Below are 21,427 nucleotides of genomic sequence, written 5' to 3' on the forward strand. Positions count from 1 at the left end.
TTGAGCTTATGATGGGCAAGGGAAATATTTATTAAAAAAATATTTTTTTGCGCCGTCATGCCGGCGGCGCAAGCTATGATATAAGCCTATCATCCGGATGTCGGAAAATCTCCAGGATCTATCCCAAAATTGACGTCGCCGGACCTTGAAACAGCCCTTTGCCGGGGTTGAGGCGCGGCCTGTTCCACGGGCTCCTCGGTTTCGACTTCAGCGGACTCAACCCGTCCTTCACTATCGGCCGGGGCTGCTTCCGCCGCATTTTCCGTTTCCGTGGATTCTTCGGTTTCGCCCGTTGTTTCGGCTTCCGATTCGGCTTTGGCCTGCTCCGCAACTTCAGCGCGCGCTTCCATCATGATTCTGGCGGCCCTGGCGGCCACGGACCTGTCCTGGCCTGACGGGCTGGCCGGCGCCAGGGCGGCCCTCTTGACCTGCTGCATTTTCTGCAAGGTGGCTTCGGGTTCGGATTCCCGTGACGTGTCCACCTGAACCTCGCCGCCTACGGCGTACCGTTTGCCGTCCGGCCCCTGCTGGTAGGAAAATGTCGCCCCCGACTTGACCACACCGCCGCCGGCGGCCATGTGCGCGGCCTCATGAGCCCGGACTTCTTTGTCCCGCGCCTGCAGCTCACGCACCATTTCCTTCTCCCCTTCGCTCAACTCCGCCTCGTTGGTAACGCTGCTTTCGGCGGATTTGCCCATTTTTTCGGCATCCCGTGCCTCGCCGGACTCGCTTCCCTCCCCGGCTTCACCGGCTTCCTCCGCGAACTCCGACTCTTCCATTTCATTATGGCCGGCAATGTTTTGATACAGGTCTGCGGCTTCCCGGGAGATGGACACCTTATCCTTGACGTCATAAGGATTGGACTCCTCGCTTTCCTTGGAAGGGGCGCCGGAATTTTGAAACGAAGGCATATAGGCCATATAGGCCAAAGCAGCTTGTGATGCAAAAATTTCCATAATTCACTCCATGTTGGGACGGATATGGGCGTCCTTGTTGCCTATCGGCTAAACAATGCCTATTCTTTAACGGCAGTCGCAATCAGGCGTTTTTCGTCCCGTCTGCATAGACACGATTGACGTGAATCAAAGCCTTTGATATCTATTATCAATAGTAATTTTTCCAGCCGGTCTGTTTAAAGGAATTTGTTCATGAAGCAACCCGCGCCTTTGGCCTTTTGGAAGCAATCCAAATTCAACTCCTGCGGCCCCGCCGTGATGATGACCGCCCTGCATGAACTTGGAATGCCCGGCCTTTCCGAAAAACGGGAAATGGAAATCTGGAAGCAGGTAAAGCATCCCTTTGGCTTGGGGAGCCTTCCGGCCAGGATGGCGGTGTACGCCGCCTCCCAGGGGGTGAAGGTTAAATTTCTGCACAAAAACATCTCGCCGGATCATTTCAAAATCTATTGGAAAACTCCCCGCAAAACCCTGCACAAGCAGCTAATCAGAACCTATTACGAGACTGCCAAGGAAGCGGAAAATAATGGCCTGCCCACGGAGCATTATCAGGATGAACAGGAAATCCTGGACCGGCTTATGGAAACTCCCGGCCTCCGGGTCATCTACTTGATTATCGATGACGATGGGGTGCTGCATTTTGTCCTTGCCAGAGAGAAGGACGGCAGGATCGTGGTCATGGATCCCTACTACGGCCGCAATAATGTGTTTGACCTCCCCGACTTTCAGAACCGCCGGTTCCCGGCCATGGTGGGATACGCTATTTTGCTTTCTGCATAAAATCCGGTACTACTGCGTATTGTCTGCTGTGTTATTAAGGCGCGCATAGCGCGTCCTGGACGGGTACAGTGGCCTGCCGCTACACGATAATTTTCGCCGCAGCGGCCCATTTAACCGGGCGGCCCAGACACATTGGACGGGGCGTTCGTCTGCAGAAAATTCCTGGTTTCGATCCGTAAAAGGGTCCTAACTGCAGTGCTAGCGCGCCCAGGCAAGGTGCTGCTTTGCCTGGGCCGTCCGTCATCGGCAGAGGGTTCGAACTACGCCTTTAAACAATAAATGAACAAATGGCTTGAATGACAGCAACTGAGGATGAAACCGCCTCAGCCCTCCACCATCCATGTCCGTTCTTTCACAATTTATGAATCCCCGAAGATTGACAGTTTCGCCAAAAGAGTTTATAAATTCAGGTTCACCATAAGACCGGAAACTCTGGGGAGTTTCCGGAGTCTTTTTGGCTGCTTATTAACCGCCCTGCAATGTTTTACGTCGGGCGCCCGGAGAGACCGCGCCCAAGCGGAAAGTTGAGTATGGATCGTATACGTAATTTTTCCATTATCGCCCATATTGACCACGGCAAGTCCACCCTGGCCGACCGCCTGATCCAGGCGACCGACGTGGTGAACGAACGGGACTTCAAAGACCAGATTCTGGACACCATGGACATCGAGCGGGAACGCGGCATTACCATCAAAAGCCAGACCATCCGCCTGCCCTATAAAGCCAAAGACGGCAAGGAATACGTCCTGAACCTGATCGACACCCCGGGCCATGCGGATTTCACCTACGAAGTCAGCCGGGCCCTGGCCTCCTGCGAAGGCGTGCTGCTGGTCATCGACGCCAGCCAGGGCGTGGAAGCCCAGACCCTGGCCAACCTGTATCTCGCCATGGAGCATGACCTGGAGATCATCCCGGTCATCAACAAGATCGACCTGCCCTCGGCGGACATCGACCGGGTCATGGGCCAGATTGACGAAGACCTGGGCCTGGATCCGGACAAGACGGTTTGCGTTTCCGCCAAGGAAGGCACGGGCGTTCCCGAGTTGCTGGAGGCCATCGTCACCCACCTGCCGCCCCCCAAGGGAGACCCAAACGCGCCCCTGAAGGCCCTGATTTTCGATTCTCACTACGACCCGTTCCGGGGCACCATCGTTCATTTTAGGGTGTTCCATGGAACCTTGAACAAGGGCGATACCATCAAGTTCATGTACAACAGTTCCTCTTACAAGGTGGAGGAGACCGGGTTTTTTCAGATCCAGAGAATTCCGAAAAAATCCCTTTCCGCCGGAGAGGTCGGATACATCATCGCAGGCATCAAGACGGTCAGCGACACCCGGTGCGGCGACACCATCACCTTAAAATCCGCCCCGTGCGACAAGCCCATGCCCGGCTTCAAGGAAGCCAAGCCCGTGGTGTTTTCGTCCATCTATCCCGTGGCTTCGGACGATTACCCGGACCTGACAATAGCCCTGGAAAAGCTCAAGCTGAACGACGCGTCCCTGACCTATGAAAAGGACTCGTCGGCCGCCCTGGGATTCGGGTTCCGGTGCGGATTTTTGGGGCTTTTGCATCTGGAGGTGGTCCAGGAGCGCCTGGAGCGGGAGTTCGACCTGTCCCTGCTTTTGACCGCGCCTTCGGTTCAGTACCGGATCAACATGAGCGACGGCGACACCATGATCGTGGACAACCCGGCCCTGTACCCGGACCCCACCCTCATCGACTCCTCGGAGGAGCCGTACATCAAAGCCGCCATCATCGTGCCGGACAGGTACATGGGCGCGGTCATGAAGCTGTGCCTGGATCGCCGCGGAAACAACCTGGGGTATCAATATTTGACCGCCAACCGCATGGAAATGACCTTTGAACTGCCCCTGGCGGAAGTCATCTACGATTTTTACGACAAGCTGAAAAGCGTCACCCAGGGATACGGGTCCTTTGACTACGAAATCACGGGATACAAGCCCAGCAGCCTGGTCAAGGTGGATATCCTGATTAACGGCGACAGGGTGGACGCCCTGTCCATGCTGGTGCATAAGGACAACGCCGTGTACCGGGCCAGGCACGCCTGCGACAAACTGCAGGATGAAATACCCCGGCAAATGTTCAAAATCGCCATTCAGGGGGCCATCGGCGGGACCATTATCGCCCGCAAGACCATTTCGGCCTACCGGAAGGACGTAACCGCCAAATGCTACGGCGGCGATATTTCGCGTAAACGCAAGTTATTGGAGAAGCAAAAAAAGGGCAAAAAGCGCATGAAGATGATCGGGAATGTGGAAATCCCCCAATCCGCCTTTTTAGCCGTTTTGAAGACTGACGACGAGTAAACGGAGACCAACCATGGGAATGACAATTGCTGAAAAAATTCTGGCCGCTCACGCGGGCCAGGAGGAGGCGTCCCCCGGGGACTTGATCAACGCCAAGGTGGACATCGCCCTGGGCAACGACATCACCGCCCCCATTGCCATCAAGCTGTTTCGGCAAAGCGGCGCCGCCAAGGTGTTTGACAAGGACCGCGTTGTGCTGGTGCCTGACCATTTCACCCCCACCAAGGACATCAACTCCGCCATGCAGGTGAAGATGGTGCGGGATTTCGCCAGGGAGCAGGAGCTTTCCCATTGGTACGAAGGCGGCGACTCCGGCGTGGAACACGCCCTCTTGCCCGAAAAAGGCATTGTGGGCCCCGGAGACCTTGTCATCGGCGCTGACAGCCATACATGCACCTACGGAGGCCTTGGCGCCTTTGCAACAGGCGTGGGCAGCACGGACCTGGCCGCCGCCATGATCACCGGCGAGGTGTGGCTGAAAGTTCCCGAAAGCATCAAATTCGTCTACAAAGGCAAACTCAGGCCCCATGTGGAAGGCAAGGATCTGATCCTGCACACCATCGGCGACATTGGCGTGGACGGCGCCCTGTACATGGCCATGGAATTCACCGGAGAGGTCATCGACGCCCTGCCCATGGCCGAAAGGCTGACCATGGCCAATATGGCCATCGAAGCCGGCGGCAAGGCCGGCATCATAGCCCCGGACGCAACCACCAAGGAATACGCCGACGGACGGGTGATCCGCAAGCCCGTTTTTTACGCCAGCGATCCCGACGCAAAATACGCCAAGGTTATTGAATACGACGTGACGGACCTGGAGCCCCAGGTGGCCTTTCCCCATCTGCCGGAAAACACCAGGCCCATCAGCCAGGTGGGAGACGTCCCCATCCATCAGGTGATCATCGGCTCCTGCACTAACGGCCGCATTGAAGACATGCGCTCCGCCGCCCGCATCCTCACCGGAAACAAAGCGGATAAAAACGTGCGCCTCATCATCATCCCGGCCACGCCCCAGATTTACAGGCAGGCCATGGAGGAAGGCCTGTTCGACACTTTCCTGTCGGCCGGCGCGGTCATCAGTCCCCCGACCTGCGGCCCCTGCCTGGGCGGCCACATGGGCATCCTGGCCGCCGGAGAACGGGCCGTGGCCACCACGAATCGCAACTTTGTGGGGCGCATGGGCCACGTGGAAAGCGAAGTCTACCTGGCCAACCCCGCCGTCGCGGCGGCTTCGGCCATTGCAGGCAAAATCGCCGGACCGGACGATATCTAAAAGGAGACGCATCATGGAAAATATCAAAGGAAAAGTCTGGACCTTCGGCGACGACGTGGATACGGACCTGATTATCGCCGCCCGGTATCTGACCACCAGCGATCCCGACGAACTGGCCAAGCACTGCATGGAAGACGCGGACCCCGCCTTTGCAGGCAAAGTCGGCAAAGGCGACATCATGGTGGCGGGCAAGAATTTCGGCTGCGGCTCCTCCCGCGAGCACGCCCCCATCTCCATCAAGGCCGCCGGCGTGACCTGCGTCATCGCCAAGAGCTTCGCCCGGATCTTCTACCGCAACGCCTTCAACACCGGTCTGCCCATCCTGGAATGCGCGGAAGCCGACGCCATTGAAGACGGCGCGGTCCTGACCGTGGATTTCGACAACGGCGTCATCACCGACGAAAGCACGGGCAAAACCTACCAGACCAAGCCCATCCCGCCCTTCATGCAGGAGCTTTTGGACAGCGGCGGACTCATGGAGCACATCGCCCAGAAAATCAAGGCCAACGGATAGTCCATTGGCTTGATATATTCGGTTCTTAAAACGCCCCGCAGCAACTCATGCTGCAGGGCGTTTTTGGGTTAAGCCAACAAAACCCTTGACAATAGACGACCGGTCCAGGAAACTCTTACACACTTGGAAAAAAAGCCGCATTCCGCGGGTGAATCCCTTTTTCAATCCCGAAAACAATCATGGAGCACATCATGGACATCTTTACAATCGACCCTGACAAATGCAACCGAGACGGCATCTGCGTGACCGAATGCCCGGTGGCCGGAATCCAAATGCTTGACAAGGAAGGCGTTCCCACGCCCGGCCCTGGCCTGGAGCAAACCTGCATGGCCTGCGGCCATTGCGTGGCCGTATGCCCCACCGGCGCCCTTTCCCATCGGGACGTTCCCATTGAGCAATGCCCGGAAATCAAAAAGGATCTGGTCATTAATCAGGATCAGGCGGAGCAATTCCTCAGGTCCCGCCGTTCGGTCAGGGTGTATAAGGATAAATCCGCGCCCCGGGAGGTTTTGAAGCAATTAGTGGATATGGCCCACTACGCGCCCACGGCCCACAATGATCAGGAGGTCTGTTTCACGGTCATCGAAGATAAGGAAGAGGTCAAGATGCTGGCCGGCCTGTCCATAGACTGGATGCGGGGCATTATGGAGGCGGACCCGGGCCTGGGAAAGAAAATGTCGCTCCCTCTTTTTATCGGCGCCTGGGACATGGGATTTGACGTCGTTTGCCGGAGCGCTCCGCATATGATACTGGCCCACGCCGAGCACGGCAAGTCCCCGTTCTCCCGCTACTACCCCACGGATTGCGCCTCGGCCCTGGCCTATGTGGAGCTGGCGGCGCCCACACTGGGGCTTGGAACCTTCTGGGGCGGCATGTTTATGGGCGCGGCCCTGGCCTATCCTCCCCTGCTGGAGGCCATGAACCTGCCCAAGGACCACCGTTTGAACGGAGTCCTGATGTTGGGGTATCCTAAGTTCAAATATCACCGTCTGCCCGAGCGCAAACCGGTTCCCGTTCGTTTTAGCGTGAAGGATTCCATGGCATAAAAAGGGCTTTATTCCGCCATTAACTATTTGGGCCGGCGAGGGTTTAAAAAATCCCTTTTCCGGCCCTTAGTCATTATGCACCTTAAATCGGGTCGGAAAGCGTCATATTTCTTGATCCTGCAATGTTTAAGTGCACGAATATTTACTTCTCTTGTTGCAGATTAATTGACTTCACCAAACGTTATTCAATAAACTTCAACCTGAATTTAAAAGCAGGCCATGGCCCGGGCGATTTTCAAGCAGGATAAAACCTTTTTCAAAAGGCCTGCGGCTTTGGTTTAAAAACGATTCCCGGCTGTTTTTATGGAAGGATATGTTCATGAACGCCTCGGAAGTAGTCCTTGAGTTGGCGGCCTCTCCGGAATTTTTTCCGGTAGCCCGATCAGTAACGGAAAATGCATCCCTGGCCATGGGACTGGAAAAGGCGGAAGCTCGGCGCGTGGCCATGGCCACGGAAGAAATCTTCATGTCCCTGTGCAAATCCGCCCCTGGGCGAAAATTATCCATCCGCTGCACCCCGGGAGGGTATTGCGTCATCACCGAGTTTATCTTCCAGGACCCCGGCTTTCCTCTGGAATATTTCAACATGACTTCCTCCGTATCCACGAGCAACGAACAGGACATGGCGAACCTGGGACTCCTGGTGGCGTCCCGTATCATGGACGGGTTTTCAGTGGAACGGGATGATTCAGGCCGCTTCATGCTCAAGCTGATCAAAGAAAAATGCTACCCGCGCCATACGGGCGAAGGGGCCTCGTATCTGCCCCCCCTGGCGGCCTTTTCCATCCGAAAGGCCAATTCCGAAGAGGCCGCCTATGCAGCCGCCCAGGCAGTGGGATTATATCCCTCCCACGCCCTGCCGCGGCATTTCCTGCATCCCAGGATGCTGGCGGACAGAATCGACTTTGGCGGCGCAACAGCGGCCATCGCTGTAGGACCTGGCGGTGAGATCGCCGGAATCATTGCCTGGGATCTTTCTTCAAGCGGCAACATGGTGGAATGCCACGGCCCGTTCCTTTTTACCAGGGACGGCAATCCGGCCCTGTGCGAGGCTTTACTGGATTTCTGCATCGGGGATATCGCCAAACTGCCCGTCATGGGACTGATTAACCGCCGTCATAACCGGGACATTCCAATCCACTATTTCGAAACAGTGGGAAGCCTGCCTCTGACGGCCGGCAACGGCGAAACCTTTCAGGCGCCAGCCTATTTCAGGCAGATGCAGGAAGACACCGGGTGCAATGCGTGGGCTCATGAAAGCCTGGAGGAATTCCTGGAAAAGCAGTACGCGCGGCTATGCCTGCCCCGGAAAATATTGCGCCCCTCGGGCAGGGCTCTTGATCCCCAGAGCCGTTCGGTCCTGTTTTCCGAATTTGACAGGAACGCAGGCAACGTCACATTCCTCCCTGTCTCTCCGGGCCAGGACATACTTCCCAACGTGGAAGCGCACCTGAAAATGGCGAACAAGGAAAGCATAAAAAACGTGTTTTTCGGCATTGACCTGGGGCGTCCATGGCAGGCCGATTTTGCGCCGGCTATTTTGCAGGCTGGTTTTTCTCCCCGATACATCCTGCCCTACGCAGGATGCGGGGACATGGCTTTTTTCAGCCTGTGAGGACATGCCCATGACCACTTGCGCTCTGCCTGATTTCGACCGTTTAGTCCCTCCACACATAAAGTGCTTTGAGGCTTATGTCCCTTCCAAGCCGGACGATGTTCTGATGCAGTATTACGGATGCTCCTCCCTGCTGCGTTTGAACAACAACGAAAATCCCCTGGGGCCTCCCGGGGAATCCCGGCAAGCCATCCTGGATTTTCCGCCCAACAAAGCCTCCGTGTATCCCAGCGGGGACGCTTACCATCTACGCCGAAAACTGGCGGAACGCTTTGGCATGGGCCCGGACCAGTTTCTGGTGGGAAATGGAGCCAACGAAGTCATAGCCTTTGTAATCAAGGCTTTTTGCCAGGAAGGCGACAACATTGTCACCGCGGACAAAACGTTCGCCGTGTACGAATGGGTGGCCCAGTTCTCCGGGTTCGAGGCCAGGACCGTCCCGTTAAAAGACTATGGGTTTAACGACGAAGCCATGCTGGCCGCGGCGGACGAGCGGACCAAAATCTTTTTTGTGTGCAATCCCAACAATCCCACGGGAACCTACTGGGATCGGAACAAACTCCTGAATTTTCTGAATCGGGTGGGTAACAAAAGCATTGTGGTGGTGGACGAAGCCTATTGCGAATTTGTTGAAAAACCGGACTTTCCCGACGCCATGGAGCTGTTGTCGCAATATCCCAATCTGGTGACCTTCCGCACCTTTTCCAAGATGTTCGGGTTAGCCAGCCTGCGAATCGGGTACCTGGCCGGATCCCCGGAGGTGGTGGACATCATCCGCCGCACCTGCGTGGTATATTCGGTCAATGCCCTGGCGCAGGCGGCCGCCCTGGCCGCCCTGGAGTCCAAACACCATATTGAAAACACAAGGGCGCTTGTCCGGGAAGCCAAGGAATATTTGAACCATGAAATGAACTCTCTGGGCCTGTTCACCGTGGGGGAAGAAGGATGCTACCTGATGGTTCGCCTTCCCATGAGCGACAGCCTGGCTTATCGCAAGCTCATGAGCCAGGGAGTCATGATCCGCACCATGACCGGATTCCGTTTCCCCAATTTCATCCGAGTGTCCGTGGGGGAAATGCCGGCCATGCAAAGGTTCGTGCACTGTCTTAAAAACATCCTGAGGGAGAGCGGACATGATTGATGCCATTCAGGACCGTTTCAGGGCTTTGCCCAAAGCTGAACTGCACGTGCATCTGGAAGGCGCCCTGCCCCTTGAGTTTTTGAATCGCCTGGCTGCGGATAAAGGACGCGACCCCATAAAACCGGACATATTTGCATTCAAAAATTTTGAGGAATTCGCCTTATGCTTCTTCACCACAACCAGCCTTTTGGAGAATGAAGAAGATTTTTATCAGGCGGCCCGCGCCTTTGTGGAAGCCCAAGCCAAAGAAAACATTGTGTATACGGAGTTTTCCTTTATGCCGGGATTTCACGTCAAACGGGGCGTTAAACCGGAAGCCATGTTCCAGGGCCTGTACTCCGGTCTTCAGGATGGAATGAAGCAACATCCCGTTCAGGTGAAGATTCTTTTTTCCATTTCCCGCATGTTCGGCGCTGAGGCCGGAGAGGAAACGCTGGATTACATTCGCCGGTTTCCCGACGATCATATTCTGGGCATAGATCTGGCAGGCATGGAGGTTCCGGACAGCATTACGCCCTTCGCCTCCTGCTTCAAAGAGGCTAGGGCCATGGGCCTGGAGACCGTAGCGCACGCAGGAGAGTTTTCAGGCCCCGACCATGTGGCGCAAACCATTGAGATCCTCCGCCCCAGGCGCATAGGGCACGGTCTGGGAGCTGCTTTGGACAACCGGATATGCCGGATGCTTGCGGAAAGGGACATTGCCCTTGAATTAGCGCCCACCAGCAACGTGCTTCTTGGGGCAGCCGCCTCCTACGAAAAGCATCCCCTTGCCAAACTTATGAAAATGGGAGTTCCCGTGACTCTAAATTCGGATGATCCTATTTTTTTCAGCACCACCCTGAGCAGGGAATACGCCATTGCCCGGACGGTCATGGGTTTGGATGAAGACAGCCTCATGGCCATTTTAGCCAATGGCTTCCAATATGGATTTCTGGACCCAAAAGACAAGGAACGGACCGATGACCAATAGAAAACAGGAACCGCCTCATGACTGACGCATCACGCAGGCAGGAAAATCCCCTTGAGGAGCCCGCTCAGGCGCCATTGCTTACCGCACCGTTTGTGCTGCTAATCCTGGCGTTCTTTCTGGGGCTGTGCAATATGGCGGTTTTTTTCAATTTTTACGCCTGCCTGATTGCCAACGGGGTGGAAGCCGGAACGGCCGGTTTTCTCTTGGGCCTCTTTTCCCTGACGGCGCTGATAGTCCGTCCTTTCATCAGCCCCCTGATCCATCCGGGCAATGCCCTGCCATGGATCGGCTTGGGGGCCGCAGGCATGATTCTGTGCCTGGGCGGCTATACACTCAGCCATGAAACATTAATCATAGGCATCATCAGGGCGGCCCATGGCCTTTCTTTTGTGGTAATGGTCACGGCGGTTATTTCCTCCACCGTAGGGGTCATAAGCCCCCAAAAGAGCGGACTTGCCTTTGGGATCATGTCCATCGTCAATTTACTGCCCTTTGCCATCATTCCTGCACTCGTGGAATTCGGCCTTTCCCATGGCCTCACCCAGGCGAATATTTACATGCTGGCTGCAGCTTCCACTGCGCTGGTCTTCCCTCTGCTCTTGGTGATCAAGCGACTGCACACCAGGACTTCGTCCGCCGAAAATGGGGAGAAGGCCATTCCCACACGCAGGGAGATCATGAACAATTTCAAGCGGGCGGACATAATTCTCGCCCTCTCGCTTGGGGCCGTGGCATATTTATGTTTTGCCATTATATTCATGTTTTTAAAAAGCTACGGCCCAACCATAGGCGTGGAAAAAGTCAGCCCCTTTTTCGCCCTGGCCACAGTGAGCATGATAGGCATCCGCCTGGCTTCGGCCGCCCTGTTCGACCACTGGAACAAGGTCAGATTATGCACGGGCGCCCTGATTTTCGTGGGCCTGATGTTTTTACTGCTGCAGTCAACCAGAAGCCAGTGGTGCTTTTACGCCTCCGGCGCTTTGCTGGGATTGGGATGGGGAATAGCCATGCCAGTTATAATGGCCATCGTATTCAACCTGTCGGAGCCCAGGCTTCGCGCCTTCAACACCAACATGATGATTGAAATGGTGGACCTGGGCTATTTCCTGGGGCCGTTTTTAGGCGGCCTCGTTGTCTCCAGTTATGGATATTCCGTTCTATTTTTCATTATGTCAGCGGTTTCAATCATATTTGGGCTCTTAGCCCTGCGGCTTGCCGGAAAGGTTTAAACCATGGAAAAACAATCCCAGGAAACTTCATTTACCGTCGGCCTGTTCCAGCCCGAAGATGCGCCCGGAGTGGGCGACTTGTTCAGGGCTGTTTATGGAGAAGGCTATCCTGTCAAACTCTATTATAACCCGAACGAACTCAGGGAAGCCTTCAAAAAAAAGGAAGTCCTGCCTTTTGTCGCAAAGGACCAAGACGGCGCATTAATTGGCGTCACCGCCATTTACAGATCCTCCCCTTTTGAACGCCTTTATGAAAGCGGGTCTGGCATTGTCCTGCCCCAATACCGGGGGGCTGGCATCGCATCCCGGTTGCAAGGAATGTTGGCTGATCGCAAACTCCTGAAAGAGCTGCAAATCGAGGGCCTGTGGGGAGAGGCGGTAGCCAACCATGTTTTTATGCAAAAAATCAGTGTACACATGGGATTCTGTGAAGCAGGCCTGGAGGTGGACCTCATGCCTGCCGAGGCCTACGATCGGGAAAAAAGCGCAGCGGGCCGGGTGGGCGCCGTGATTGGTTTTAAAACAGTAAAACCCAGGCCCCATACCGTCTATCTGCCCGGGTGCTATGAGGAGGAACTTCGGTTTCTCTACGAGGATATGGACGACGCCCGCCCCCTGGAAAAAACCCATGCCGGCGTCCCGGCGGACGGGACCACATCAGTTGATCCCACCATTTATGACTTCGCCCAGGTGGCGCGCTTTGCCATCCATTCCGTGGGCCCGGATTTCTCAGAAGAATTTCAAAAAAAAGAAAAGGAAATCCGAGAGGCAAACAAAATCCAAGTGTGCCAGGCATGGGTCAAATTATCCCACCCCTGGTGCGCCGCCGCCGTTGAGGCTCTTAAGGGCCAGGGATATTTCCTGGGCGGCCTGCTGCCCCGGTGGTTTGATGATGACGGCCTGCTCATGCAAAAAATCCTGCATACGCCCAACTGGGAAGGCGTCAAGCTCTATTCCGACCGGGCCAAGCGGATAATGGATATGGCGTACAAGGATTGGGAAAACGTAGGGGGAGTTAAATAAAATATTGGTTTTAAAAGATATTTTACACTAAACAAGCTCAATCCAACCCAACGCGCATACTGCAAAAATGGGTTGGATTGAGCTTTGATTTGCGGCCAAAAGCATCTCCTAAAGAGGAAGGCGGAGCAAACCCGACCGTTGGACTTGCCTTAAAAGGACGTATTCTGGCTGTAGACGCACAGGACGCCGTCCTGCTCGTTGATTTCCGCCTTGGTCCGCCTGCCGTTGACGGCGTCCAGGATGCATTGCACGACGTCCTCGCCCATTTGATCCAGGCTTTTGCCTTCCAGAATGGCGCCCGCGTTCAGGTCCATGTCGTCCTCCATGGATTGGAACATTCTGCTGGTGGAGGCCACCTTGACCACCGGAACGATGGGAAAGCCGATGGGGTTGCCCCTGCCCGTGGTGAACACGATCACCTGGGCGCCCGAGGCGGCCAGGCCGGTGAGGGATTCGGCGTCGTATCCGGGTCCGTGCATGATGGACAGACCCGGCTGCGTCGGAATTTCGGCGTAATCCACCACCTGATTGATGGGCGTGGTCCCGCCTTTGATGATGCAGCCCAGGGCTTTCTCCCGAATGCTGCTCATGCCGCCGTCCATGTTTCCCGGGGATATAATCATCTTGGCTATGGGGCCCAGGACTTCATAGGTCTTGGCCTCCACCGAACTTATCAGGTTTTTGATCTGCTCCGCGATCTCGGGATTTGCAGACCGCCGTTCCAATATGTGGCTGGTTCCGATCATTTCCGTGGTTTCGGTGAGGATCACCTTGCCGCCTTTTGCAACCAGCCAGTCCGAAGCCCTGCCCACGGCCGGGTTGGCGGTGACGCCGGAAAAGGCGTCGGAGCCTCCGCATTCCAGGCCTAAAGTGAGTTTGTCCAGGGGAAAGGGCTTTCTTTCCTGGACCTGTATCTGCGTCATAAAATCCTTGGCGATCTCGATGCCTTTGGCCGTGGTCTTGCGGGAGCCGCCCTCCGCCTGGATCATCAACCGGGCGTGGGGCCGGCCGGCCATGGCCGCGGCCAAAGCCATGCCCTCGGCGTTGACGACCTCGCACCCCAGCCCGACGATGATGACCGCGCCCACGTTGGGATTCTTGCACAAATTCTGAAAGGTCCTGGTGTGCATGTCAGCATCGGAGCCGCCCCTGCCGCACCCCATGCCGTGAAGCAAGGGGACCACTCCCGGCACGGCCCGGGCGATGGCTGCAGCCACCGGGGCGGCGCAGGCCACGGAAGGAATGACCGCCACGTAGTTTCTCACGCCCACGGAACCGTCTTCGCGTCCATATCCCATGAATGAATCCATGATTATTCTCCTTTCAGGGTCAGATTATGGGTATGGACCCACTCGCCTTGCTTGAGGTCCTGGGCGGCCTGCCCGATGATTTCGCCGTATTTGATGACGTCCTCCCCCTCGGAAAGATCTTTGAGCAGCACCTTGTGGCTGTAAGCAATGTCGGCGATCGTGCGGCACAGGACCTTCTCCCCGACGCGCACTTCCTCACCCTGGCCGATGTCTTCCAGGGCGATGGCCACGTTGTCGGCCGGATTGACCATGATGGCGTTAGGTTTCATGACTTCCCCCTGCGAGCTTGAATTGGATGGATGCCCGGACGGCGAAGCGCCGTTCCGGTTACAGGACTGAAACAACTTTATCGCGCCAGGCACAGGAAGTCATTAACATATGTTAATCAACCGGATGAAAATAAGAAGTCATTGCACATTTTTCAAAGAGGAGCGGATGCGGCTGAGAGAAACCGGAGAAATGCCGAGATAAGAGGCAATGTGATATTGGGAAACGCGATCTTCCAGGCCGGGATGGGCTTCCAGGAAATCCAGGTATCGGGTCGCCGCATCGTCCATCAGCAGGGAGCGCTCGCGGCATTCCTTTTCCAAAAACATCCGCTTGGTGTAATCGGACATGATATCAGCCCAGCAGGGATGTCCGGCCGCCAAGTCTTCCAGATCCTGAAAAGAAAAGCAAAGCAGCTCGCTGTCTTCCAAGGCCTGGATGGAATACCAGTTGCTCCGGCCCAGCAGATAAGGGGCGTAGCCTCCCAGCAAATGGCCGATATGGCGGAACGCCAAAATGCGTTCGTCGCCCTTATCCGTAATGCAATAGGTGCGAAAAAGGCCGGAAACCACCGCGCCAACAAGATGCGGCTTTTCCCCGGCCTTGATGAAAAAGCCGTTTTTGGGCACATGAAGCGGGGCGGACAGGGCCAGGAGCTTTTCCCATTCCGAATCCGGCGCCAGAGAGTCAAACCCAAGGGCTTTGCGAACTGCATCCAAATCAGCGGCCATAAATATGCAACCTGTTTGCTCAGTGAGGTTTAGATTGATATTACCGCTTAGTTCCAAACATTCCGGCTTTAGTCAAGGAACTTCTTGGCCCTGGACGGAAGTCCCTTGCCGGGCAAAACCAGCAAGGACGAAGTTCCATGGGCGACCAGATCGCCGGACTCGTCATAGACCTTGGCTTCCGCGTAGCTGACGGTCCTGCCCGGCCGCAGCACCAGACCAAAGGCGCGGAGCTTTTGATCGGTGACGGACTTCAGATAATTCAGCTTAAGGTCCACGTTCACCAGTCCTGCATCTTCGGGAATGCGGAGAAACCCGGCCCAGAATGTGGCCGTGTCGATCAGCGTGGCGAACACCCCGCCATGCACAATGCCGAAAGGCTGCAAATGCTGGCGGCCGGTATCCAGGACCATTTCCGCCTTGTCGTAATCCACGGACTCCAGCCGCATGGACATGTGGGTGGGGTACGGGCTGGTGTTGATGGTTTGTTTTAGCTCTTCGATGTAAGCCGGGTTGATCTTCCGCATAAATCCTCCTGAACGTGTTTTTTACATCTTACACTTTTCCGCGCTCCAACGCCATATTCATGAATGTCTCAACAACGGTTGCGGGCGGAACGTATTGGTCCGGCTGTTTCTTTTGTTGGTAGGCCATGGCGTCCGAGGGGCATTGGGAAACGCATACGCCGCAGCCGATGCAACGATCCGGGTTGACGAAAGCCGCGTCCTCTACGGTAATGGCGTCCATATGGCAGGCTTCCGCGCAGGCCCCGCAGGCAATGCATTTCTCGTCGTCCACCTGGGCGAAATAGCTGGTGTGGACGTATTGCCCGGGCTTGTCCATGGCCTTGATGTTTTTCAGGAAAAGGCAGCAGCAACCGCAGCACATGCACAGGGTGAGCGGATTCTGGGAATTGCTGGGCTGCAGCACCAGCCCGGCTTTCCGGCCTCTCTCCAGGGCGTCCAGGGCTTCTTCCGTTTGGATGTCCCGGCCCAGCCCGTTTTCCTCGCAATAATAAGCGCCGGCGCCGAAAAACAGGCACACGTCCAAGGGGCCGGAGCACCCTTTGCCGATCAACTGCTGCTCCTTGCGGCAGATGCAGGTTCCGAGGACGATCTTTTTCTGGCTTTTGATGAGCGCCTCGGCGTCGTCGTAGGAAAAAATGTTCATCTCCGGCACGATTTCCTTGGAAACAGGAACGATCCTCTTGTGGTTGGTCTTGCTTTTCATCCAGGATTTCATATGGATTTGGGGCAGGTATTCGTTGAAATCCAGGGCAAGCTCCTCGGTCAGGTCGTTGCAATGATACTCCCAAATTCCCATGATGAACATGGCCGCCGAATAGGACCTGTTTTCTCCCCTTCCGGCGCGGAAAATCAGCCCATTGAGGGACATCTCCTCCAGCTTGGGCGCCAAAACCTCCACGTCCAACCCGGCGCGTTCAGCGACAGACTGGGGAGTCTCCGGCATCATGGTCAACAAGGCGGCTATTTCCGCCTCTTCAGGCGAGAAAAAACGCTTTAATAGGCGCAGTTCCACGCCGTTTTCCGTGGGAGGAAATCCGCCGGGCAGTTCATCCAGATGCTTCGCCAAATGTTGATATACGTCAGTCATGAGCGCTCCCTTTATTTTTTTGGGTCAAATGCCGCGTTGATGTCACTCCGGAAAGATCAGCAATTAAACGGGCCTAATATCAGCCCGACCTGCTTGATTATGGGGATAGCACTTGACGGGTTTGAGGGGCAGTGTCATAAATGACAAATAGCGCGCAAAACGCGCCTTTACCTCAAAATTTTCGGAGGCCCCATATGCCGGACGTCGCTTTTTTAGCCTATGAACAATGCATGCTGTCGGGCATATCCAGCCTGATGGACGCATTTGGCATCGCCAATGAGTGGTTGAAGCATTTTGTCCGGAGGGAAGGAACTCCCGCGACGGAGGATGCTTTCTTCCGCACGGAAATTGTCACGCCCGGCGGTAGGCCCATAACGGCGCAGGGGGGAATTCCATTATCGCCTCATCGGGCCATGGAGGAGGTGAAAAGCACGGATCTGGTGCTGATACCGCCCCATATGTTCGGGGTGAGGCATGACCGGGAACAGATAGGCGATATGCTGGATTGGCTGGTCATGCATCATCAGGCCAACGCCCGGATAGGCGCTTTGTGCACCGGGACCTTCATCCTGGCCATGACCGGGCTTTTGGACGGCAGGATCGCCACCACCAACTGGCAGCTTGTCAACCGGTTCCGGCGACAATTCCCCAAGGTGCGGCTCAAGCCCGAGCGGGTCCTGACCGAGGACGGAGGCCTGATTTGCTCCGGCGCGGTGACGGCCGCATACAATCTGGGCCTGTACGTGATGGAGCTTTTCGGCTCCCCGGAATTGATGCGGGCCTGCTCCAAAGCCCTGCTGGTGGATCCCAGCCGCACCACCCAGGCGCCCTACATGACGGCCAGCTTCAAAAAAAACCATGGAGACAAGGCGATTTTAGCCGCCCAGGAGTGGATGGAGGAGCATTTTATGGAGGGCGTTACCATGGAGGATGCGGCCGATCACGTGGGGCTGAGCTCCCGGCATTTCAAGCGGCGCTTTAAACAGGCCGTGGAGGAGACTCCCTTGAATTACCTCCAGCAAGTTCGCCTGGAAGCCGCAAAAAAGGCCCTGGAAACCACCACGGACAACATCGACGAAATCACCCGCCAGGTGGGCTATGAAGACGCCAGCACATTCCGGCGTTTATTCAAAAAACACACAACCCTCTCCCCCCGGGAGTATAGGGACAAATTTGCGATTTAAGGAAACGTTTGAGGCATGTCAATCGGACAATAGTTGAAGGGATTAGGGTTAATTCGGGGACGTCGGCATTTTTATATTGGTTTCGGGTCAAGCGGCGGTTGGAACAACATTTTCGGTTTCAATGCCTTGTGCGGTTATAATACATACGCTGCGCGCCCTGGCAGGATACTGCTCTGCCAGGGTTACCCTGACGCAATCCTCGCGCCTCGCCTCTTTGCATTCTTCCTTGCAAAGTTATTATTCCCCCAGGATATAATCGTCTATCCGATAGACCACTTGGGGGCTTCCACCCTCCGTGGGAATTCCGTCGCACCCCCATGTAACGTACTGGTCGCGAGTGGAGCTGTCGCACGGACGCAGGGCGTAATCCGTGGACATATATTTCTCGGACCATAATGCCCCGTTCAGGTAAAAACGGACGTAATGGGCGCCGGTGGGCTGGCCGCCGTCCAATTCCTGCTCTATTGTAATCTTTAAGGTGTGCCATTCATCCTTGCCGGATATGGGCGCATCCACTTTATGCAATTGAGCGTACGGAAAAGACCTATACACCCCGGCCCGGAGAGTGGCCGTACTATCCATGTTGTCCGTGGTGGAGTTGCTTTCCGTCTGAATTCCCGCTTGTGCGTATATACGTGTGTCGAATGTGGTGATTGTCTCTGTAAAAAAACTTCCGCCCATTTCCAGCCATGAGTTGCCGTTGACCTCGCTGATGGCCATCTTGGCCGACATGCTCAAATAACCCCTTGCATTGGGATTCAAATACATTCCGTCCAGGTCCGTGCAAGCCAGGGTCAGACGCCCATTGGCTTCCGTAAAATAATAGCCCGTTTCCGAACCATCCCCTGATCCCCACTCCCACAAGGTCTCGTCGAGTTCGCCGTCGGAAAAGTCGTCATACACGCCCGCTATGGGATATCCGGGATCCAAGCGGGAAAAAACGGCTTCCTCGCCATAGGGCAGAAGCATTTTCATGGTCTGGTAGTCGATGGCCTCCACGGTTGCGTCCAGAGTCGCCCCGGCGCCGGAGCCGAAACCGTAGTCCCCGTTTGAGTCTTCCGTCACTTCCGCGTGAAAGGCGCCGGTTTGGGGATCGTAAGTGTACACGCCTCTTTCGGAGGCGGGATACAGGCCGCCGCAGAGCCTGCCCATATCATAGGTGTTATCCGGGTTGAAAGTCACCTTGCTGGTGCTTTTAACATACCACTCGCCCCAAATGGCGCCGGGGTTGGACATAGGGTCGACCAGGCCGGCCGAGGCCCTCATGGAGTATATGGATTCCTCCAGGCCTATTTTTCCGTCGTTATTAATATCGCCCACCAAAACGGAATACGAAACAGCCGGCGCCAGGCACAACAAAAAAACAGCGCCTGCAAACAATAATCTCCGGCCCACGATTACCCCCCTAACCAATGTAAAATTTATAAATATAAGGTTTCCTTTGAATGGATAAAAAAATAGACGAATAAAAAATGTTTTGTCAACAAACAGTTCACAACAAACATTTTCTGTAGAAAACTCCTATCGGCGCCAACAACAAATAAATTTGTGATGTTTAAAGATAGATATTTAGTAACAGAACTATTTACCGCCCCATTGTTTTAAAAGAATTATTCATTAAAATAATAATTAATATGCAATATAATATGATAAATTAATATTTTTTTAAGACGAGCGTCATTTCCATGCCGCAGATGCATATTTTATAGAGAGACGATAGTGGCGATAAATTTCATTTTAATTCTTAAAAGCATCTTGATTAATTGATTTTATATGATATACAACTGTATTCAAAATAGAAAAAATACAATTTGCATCCGCGCTCAATCCAACAGCTCAAACGGTTTCAATTAACCTAAATTGACCGCAAGAGAAAACATCGGGGGGGGGGACGGCCATGAAAAGAACTCTCAAGTACTTGCTTACGCTTTCACTCATCGCAATGCTCGGCATTAGCGTGGTTTATGCTCTGGACGAGCCGTCCACGGCCATGCTTGCCGTTGGCAACCAGTTTTACAACGGAACGCTCCAGATGGAGGAATTTGTCTATGATATTGACAACGGCCTGGTTGTCAGCGCCACGGCGCAGGCGCCCGTGCAAAGCGGGTATCTATTCAATCCGTTCGCGGATCTGGCCATGGATGAGGATTCCAACCTCCACCGCGCCGTAATCGGAGCCTATTTCACTAACCTGACCATGCATGCATTGGGTCCCGGAGAGTACGGCGGCGTCAATTGCTACAAAGGGGAGTACTACGAAAACACAAGAATTTTTTGTCCTTACGTCGTCAATACGGATGAGGATGAGACGAACATCGACATCATGAATAAGGGGAACTCCGCCGCGCAGGTTTCCGTCACCTATTACAACGAAGGCGGCGTTGCTGTGGGCGCATGGATCGCTCCGGCGGAGTTGCAGCCGGGAGAGACGATTCGTCCTGACGTGGCGTCCGAACTGCCGCAAACCACGGCCAGTGCGGTCATAAGCGCCACCGAGCCTTTGGTCGCCTCGGTTGAGATTTTCGGAGACAATCAAAGCATGGTTTACGCCGGGGTGAGCGTCATGGATTCCTACCTTTACGTCCCCAAACTCAACGACGGGCAGGATGACGGCTGGGAATCCACCACCTGGGTGCAAAACGCGGAGGAGGAAGCCCAGGACGTCCTGATGGAATTTTATTCCCCAAGCGGCAATTTCGTCCAATCCGAAACCGTTCAAATTGCGCCCGGTGGAGTTTTCGGGTTTGAAACCCCCGTCGGCGCATCCTGCGCTTATATACGAGGCCAAGATGACGTGGCCGCGGTTGTGGTTAGCGCCGGCGATTCCAGTTACTATGCCTACAAGACGCGGGGCGTAAGCTGGCTCCCGCTCATCCCGCTTGTCATGAAAAACGCCGACGGCTGGAACACCAGCATCACCATCCAGAATCCCGACTCTGCGGAATGCGAGGCCTATTGGAGGTATACGGATCAAACCGGCGCCCAGGTGGGGAGCGACTCCGCTTCCGTAATCATCCCCCCCGATGGCGCTTATACCTTTAATCTGGCGGAGGACCAGACGCTCTCCAACACGCAGACTTTCATGGGTGCGGTAAAAATCTTCGCTTACGAATACCAGAACCCCATAAACTATAAAAACGGCGCCTACACCATTTACGCCCCCATTGCCGTTGTTCATGAAAAGGACGGGAAAAAAGCCGCGGTTTCCGTGGGGCCCTATATGGGAGGAGCCAAGGATTTTTCCCAGGAGCAATATTGGGGCAGCTTGTACGGATTTCCCCTGATTTACCAATACGCCTACGACGCGGAAGAAGAGGAGGAAGATCCTCTTCCCGCATATGCCGATCACAATTGGATGTTTGGCCCTTTCTTCTGCTTTGTGGACTCGCTGAAGGATTAAGAATCGATCCGGCGATTCATGGCCGGCCTGATCTTAAAATACGCAATCGC

General features: G+C 55.1%; 19 protein-coding genes. 12 read left to right on the forward strand and 7 right to left on the reverse strand.

The genetic code is table 11. The features are described 5' to 3' along the window. Positions 1 to 89 precede the first annotated feature (89 nt). Positions 90 to 956, reverse strand: coding sequence for a putative metalloprotease CJM1_0395 family protein (locus G491_RS33390; RefSeq protein WP_051327047.1), 867 nt, complete (start codon positions 954 to 956; stop codon positions 90 to 92). A 192-nt stretch (positions 957 to 1,148) separates the two neighbouring features. On the opposite strand from G491_RS33390, the gene G491_RS0105145 reads away from it, so the two are divergent. From G491_RS0105145 to G491_RS0105195, 10 genes are all read left to right on the forward strand, one after another. Beyond that, the gene (locus G491_RS0105145; RefSeq protein WP_028313820.1) at positions 1,149 to 1,736 is read left to right on the forward strand and encodes a peptidase C39 family protein; all 588 of its coding nucleotides are present in this window, start codon (positions 1,149 to 1,151) and stop codon (positions 1,734 to 1,736) included. 530 nt (positions 1,737 to 2,266) lie between these two features. Next, entirely contained in the window at positions 2,267 to 4,063 is a 1,797-nt protein-coding gene (gene lepA, locus G491_RS0105150) for a translation elongation factor 4 (RefSeq protein WP_028313821.1), read from the forward strand. A 13-nt stretch (positions 4,064 to 4,076) separates the two neighbouring features. Continuing rightward, on the forward strand, positions 4,077 to 5,336 hold the full coding sequence (gene leuC, locus G491_RS0105155; protein WP_028313822.1) for a 3-isopropylmalate dehydratase large subunit: 1,260 nt from the start codon (positions 4,077 to 4,079) through the stop codon (positions 5,334 to 5,336). Between the two features lie 13 nt (positions 5,337 to 5,349). Then, positions 5,350 to 5,850, forward strand: a complete 501-nt coding sequence (locus G491_RS0105160; protein WP_012609330.1) for a 3-isopropylmalate dehydratase small subunit — start codon at positions 5,350 to 5,352, stop codon at positions 5,848 to 5,850. Between the two features lie 191 nt (positions 5,851 to 6,041). Continuing rightward, on the forward strand, positions 6,042 to 6,896 hold the full coding sequence (locus tag G491_RS0105165) for a nitroreductase family protein (RefSeq protein WP_012609329.1): 855 nt from the start codon (positions 6,042 to 6,044) through the stop codon (positions 6,894 to 6,896). Between the two features lie 319 nt (positions 6,897 to 7,215). Further along, the gene (locus G491_RS0105175) at positions 7,216 to 8,511 is read left to right on the forward strand and encodes an ATP-binding protein (protein WP_028313823.1); all 1,296 of its coding nucleotides are present in this window, start codon (positions 7,216 to 7,218) and stop codon (positions 8,509 to 8,511) included. Positions 8,512 to 8,521: 10 nt separating this feature from the next. Then, positions 8,522 to 9,652, forward strand: coding sequence for a histidinol-phosphate transaminase (gene hisC / locus G491_RS0105180; RefSeq protein ID WP_012609327.1), 1,131 nt, complete (start codon positions 8,522 to 8,524; stop codon positions 9,650 to 9,652). Continuing rightward, positions 9,645 to 10,622, forward strand: a complete 978-nt coding sequence (gene add / locus G491_RS0105185) for an adenosine deaminase (RefSeq protein ID WP_028313824.1) — start codon at positions 9,645 to 9,647, stop codon at positions 10,620 to 10,622. The genes hisC and add overlap by 8 nt, the downstream gene beginning before the upstream one ends. 17 nt (positions 10,623 to 10,639) lie before the next feature. After that, complete coding sequence (locus G491_RS0105190) at positions 10,640 to 11,851, forward strand: MFS transporter (protein WP_028313825.1); 1,212 nt, start codon at positions 10,640 to 10,642, stop codon at positions 11,849 to 11,851. A gap of 3 nt (positions 11,852 to 11,854) precedes the next feature. Beyond that, a complete protein-coding gene (locus tag G491_RS0105195) occupies positions 11,855 to 12,874 on the forward strand; it encodes a hypothetical protein (RefSeq protein WP_028313826.1) in 1,020 nt (339 codons plus the stop codon). A 149-nt stretch (positions 12,875 to 13,023) separates the two neighbouring features. Here the strand turns inward: G491_RS0105195 and G491_RS0105200 are convergent, their stop codons facing one another. The 5 genes from G491_RS0105200 to G491_RS0105220 form a co-directional block, all read right to left on the reverse strand. Next, positions 13,024 to 14,184 (reverse strand): UxaA family hydrolase, encoded by a 1,161-nt coding sequence (locus tag G491_RS0105200; RefSeq protein ID WP_035217787.1) that lies wholly within the window; start codon positions 14,182 to 14,184, stop codon positions 13,024 to 13,026. 2 nt (positions 14,185 to 14,186) lie between these two features. Beyond that, positions 14,187 to 14,453, reverse strand: coding sequence for a UxaA family hydrolase (locus tag G491_RS0105205; RefSeq protein WP_028313828.1), 267 nt, complete (start codon positions 14,451 to 14,453; stop codon positions 14,187 to 14,189). Between the two features lie 138 nt (positions 14,454 to 14,591). Continuing rightward, positions 14,592 to 15,182: a Crp/Fnr family transcriptional regulator gene (locus G491_RS0105210; RefSeq protein WP_012609321.1), complete on the reverse strand. Its 591-nt coding sequence runs from the start codon at positions 15,180 to 15,182 to the stop codon at positions 14,592 to 14,594. Positions 15,183 to 15,250: 68 nt separating this feature from the next. After that, on the reverse strand, positions 15,251 to 15,706 hold the full coding sequence (locus tag G491_RS0105215) for a PaaI family thioesterase (protein ID WP_028313829.1): 456 nt from the start codon (positions 15,704 to 15,706) through the stop codon (positions 15,251 to 15,253). A 28-nt stretch (positions 15,707 to 15,734) separates the two neighbouring features. Continuing rightward, the gene (locus G491_RS0105220) at positions 15,735 to 16,793 is read right to left on the reverse strand and encodes an ATP-binding protein (protein ID WP_028313830.1); all 1,059 of its coding nucleotides are present in this window, start codon (positions 16,791 to 16,793) and stop codon (positions 15,735 to 15,737) included. Positions 16,794 to 16,987: 194 nt separating this feature from the next. Between G491_RS0105220 and G491_RS0105225 the strand changes: the two genes are divergently transcribed. Next, positions 16,988 to 17,977 (forward strand): GlxA family transcriptional regulator, encoded by a 990-nt coding sequence (locus tag G491_RS0105225; protein ID WP_028313831.1) that lies wholly within the window; start codon positions 16,988 to 16,990, stop codon positions 17,975 to 17,977. Between the two features lie 237 nt (positions 17,978 to 18,214). Here the strand turns inward: G491_RS0105225 and G491_RS0105230 are convergent, their stop codons facing one another. Next, a complete protein-coding gene (locus G491_RS0105230; RefSeq protein ID WP_028313832.1) occupies positions 18,215 to 19,372 on the reverse strand; it encodes a hypothetical protein in 1,158 nt (385 codons plus the stop codon). A 502-nt stretch (positions 19,373 to 19,874) separates the two neighbouring features. On the opposite strand from G491_RS0105230, the gene G491_RS0105240 reads away from it, so the two are divergent. After that, the gene (locus tag G491_RS0105240; protein ID WP_028313833.1) at positions 19,875 to 21,377 is read left to right on the forward strand and encodes a hypothetical protein; all 1,503 of its coding nucleotides are present in this window, start codon (positions 19,875 to 19,877) and stop codon (positions 21,375 to 21,377) included. The last annotated feature ends 50 nt before the right edge of the window (positions 21,378 to 21,427 follow it).

The organism is Desulfatibacillum aliphaticivorans DSM 15576, from assembly GCF_000429905.1.
GTDB classification, from domain to species: domain Bacteria; phylum Desulfobacterota; class Desulfobacteria; order Desulfobacterales; family Desulfatibacillaceae; genus Desulfatibacillum; species Desulfatibacillum aliphaticivorans.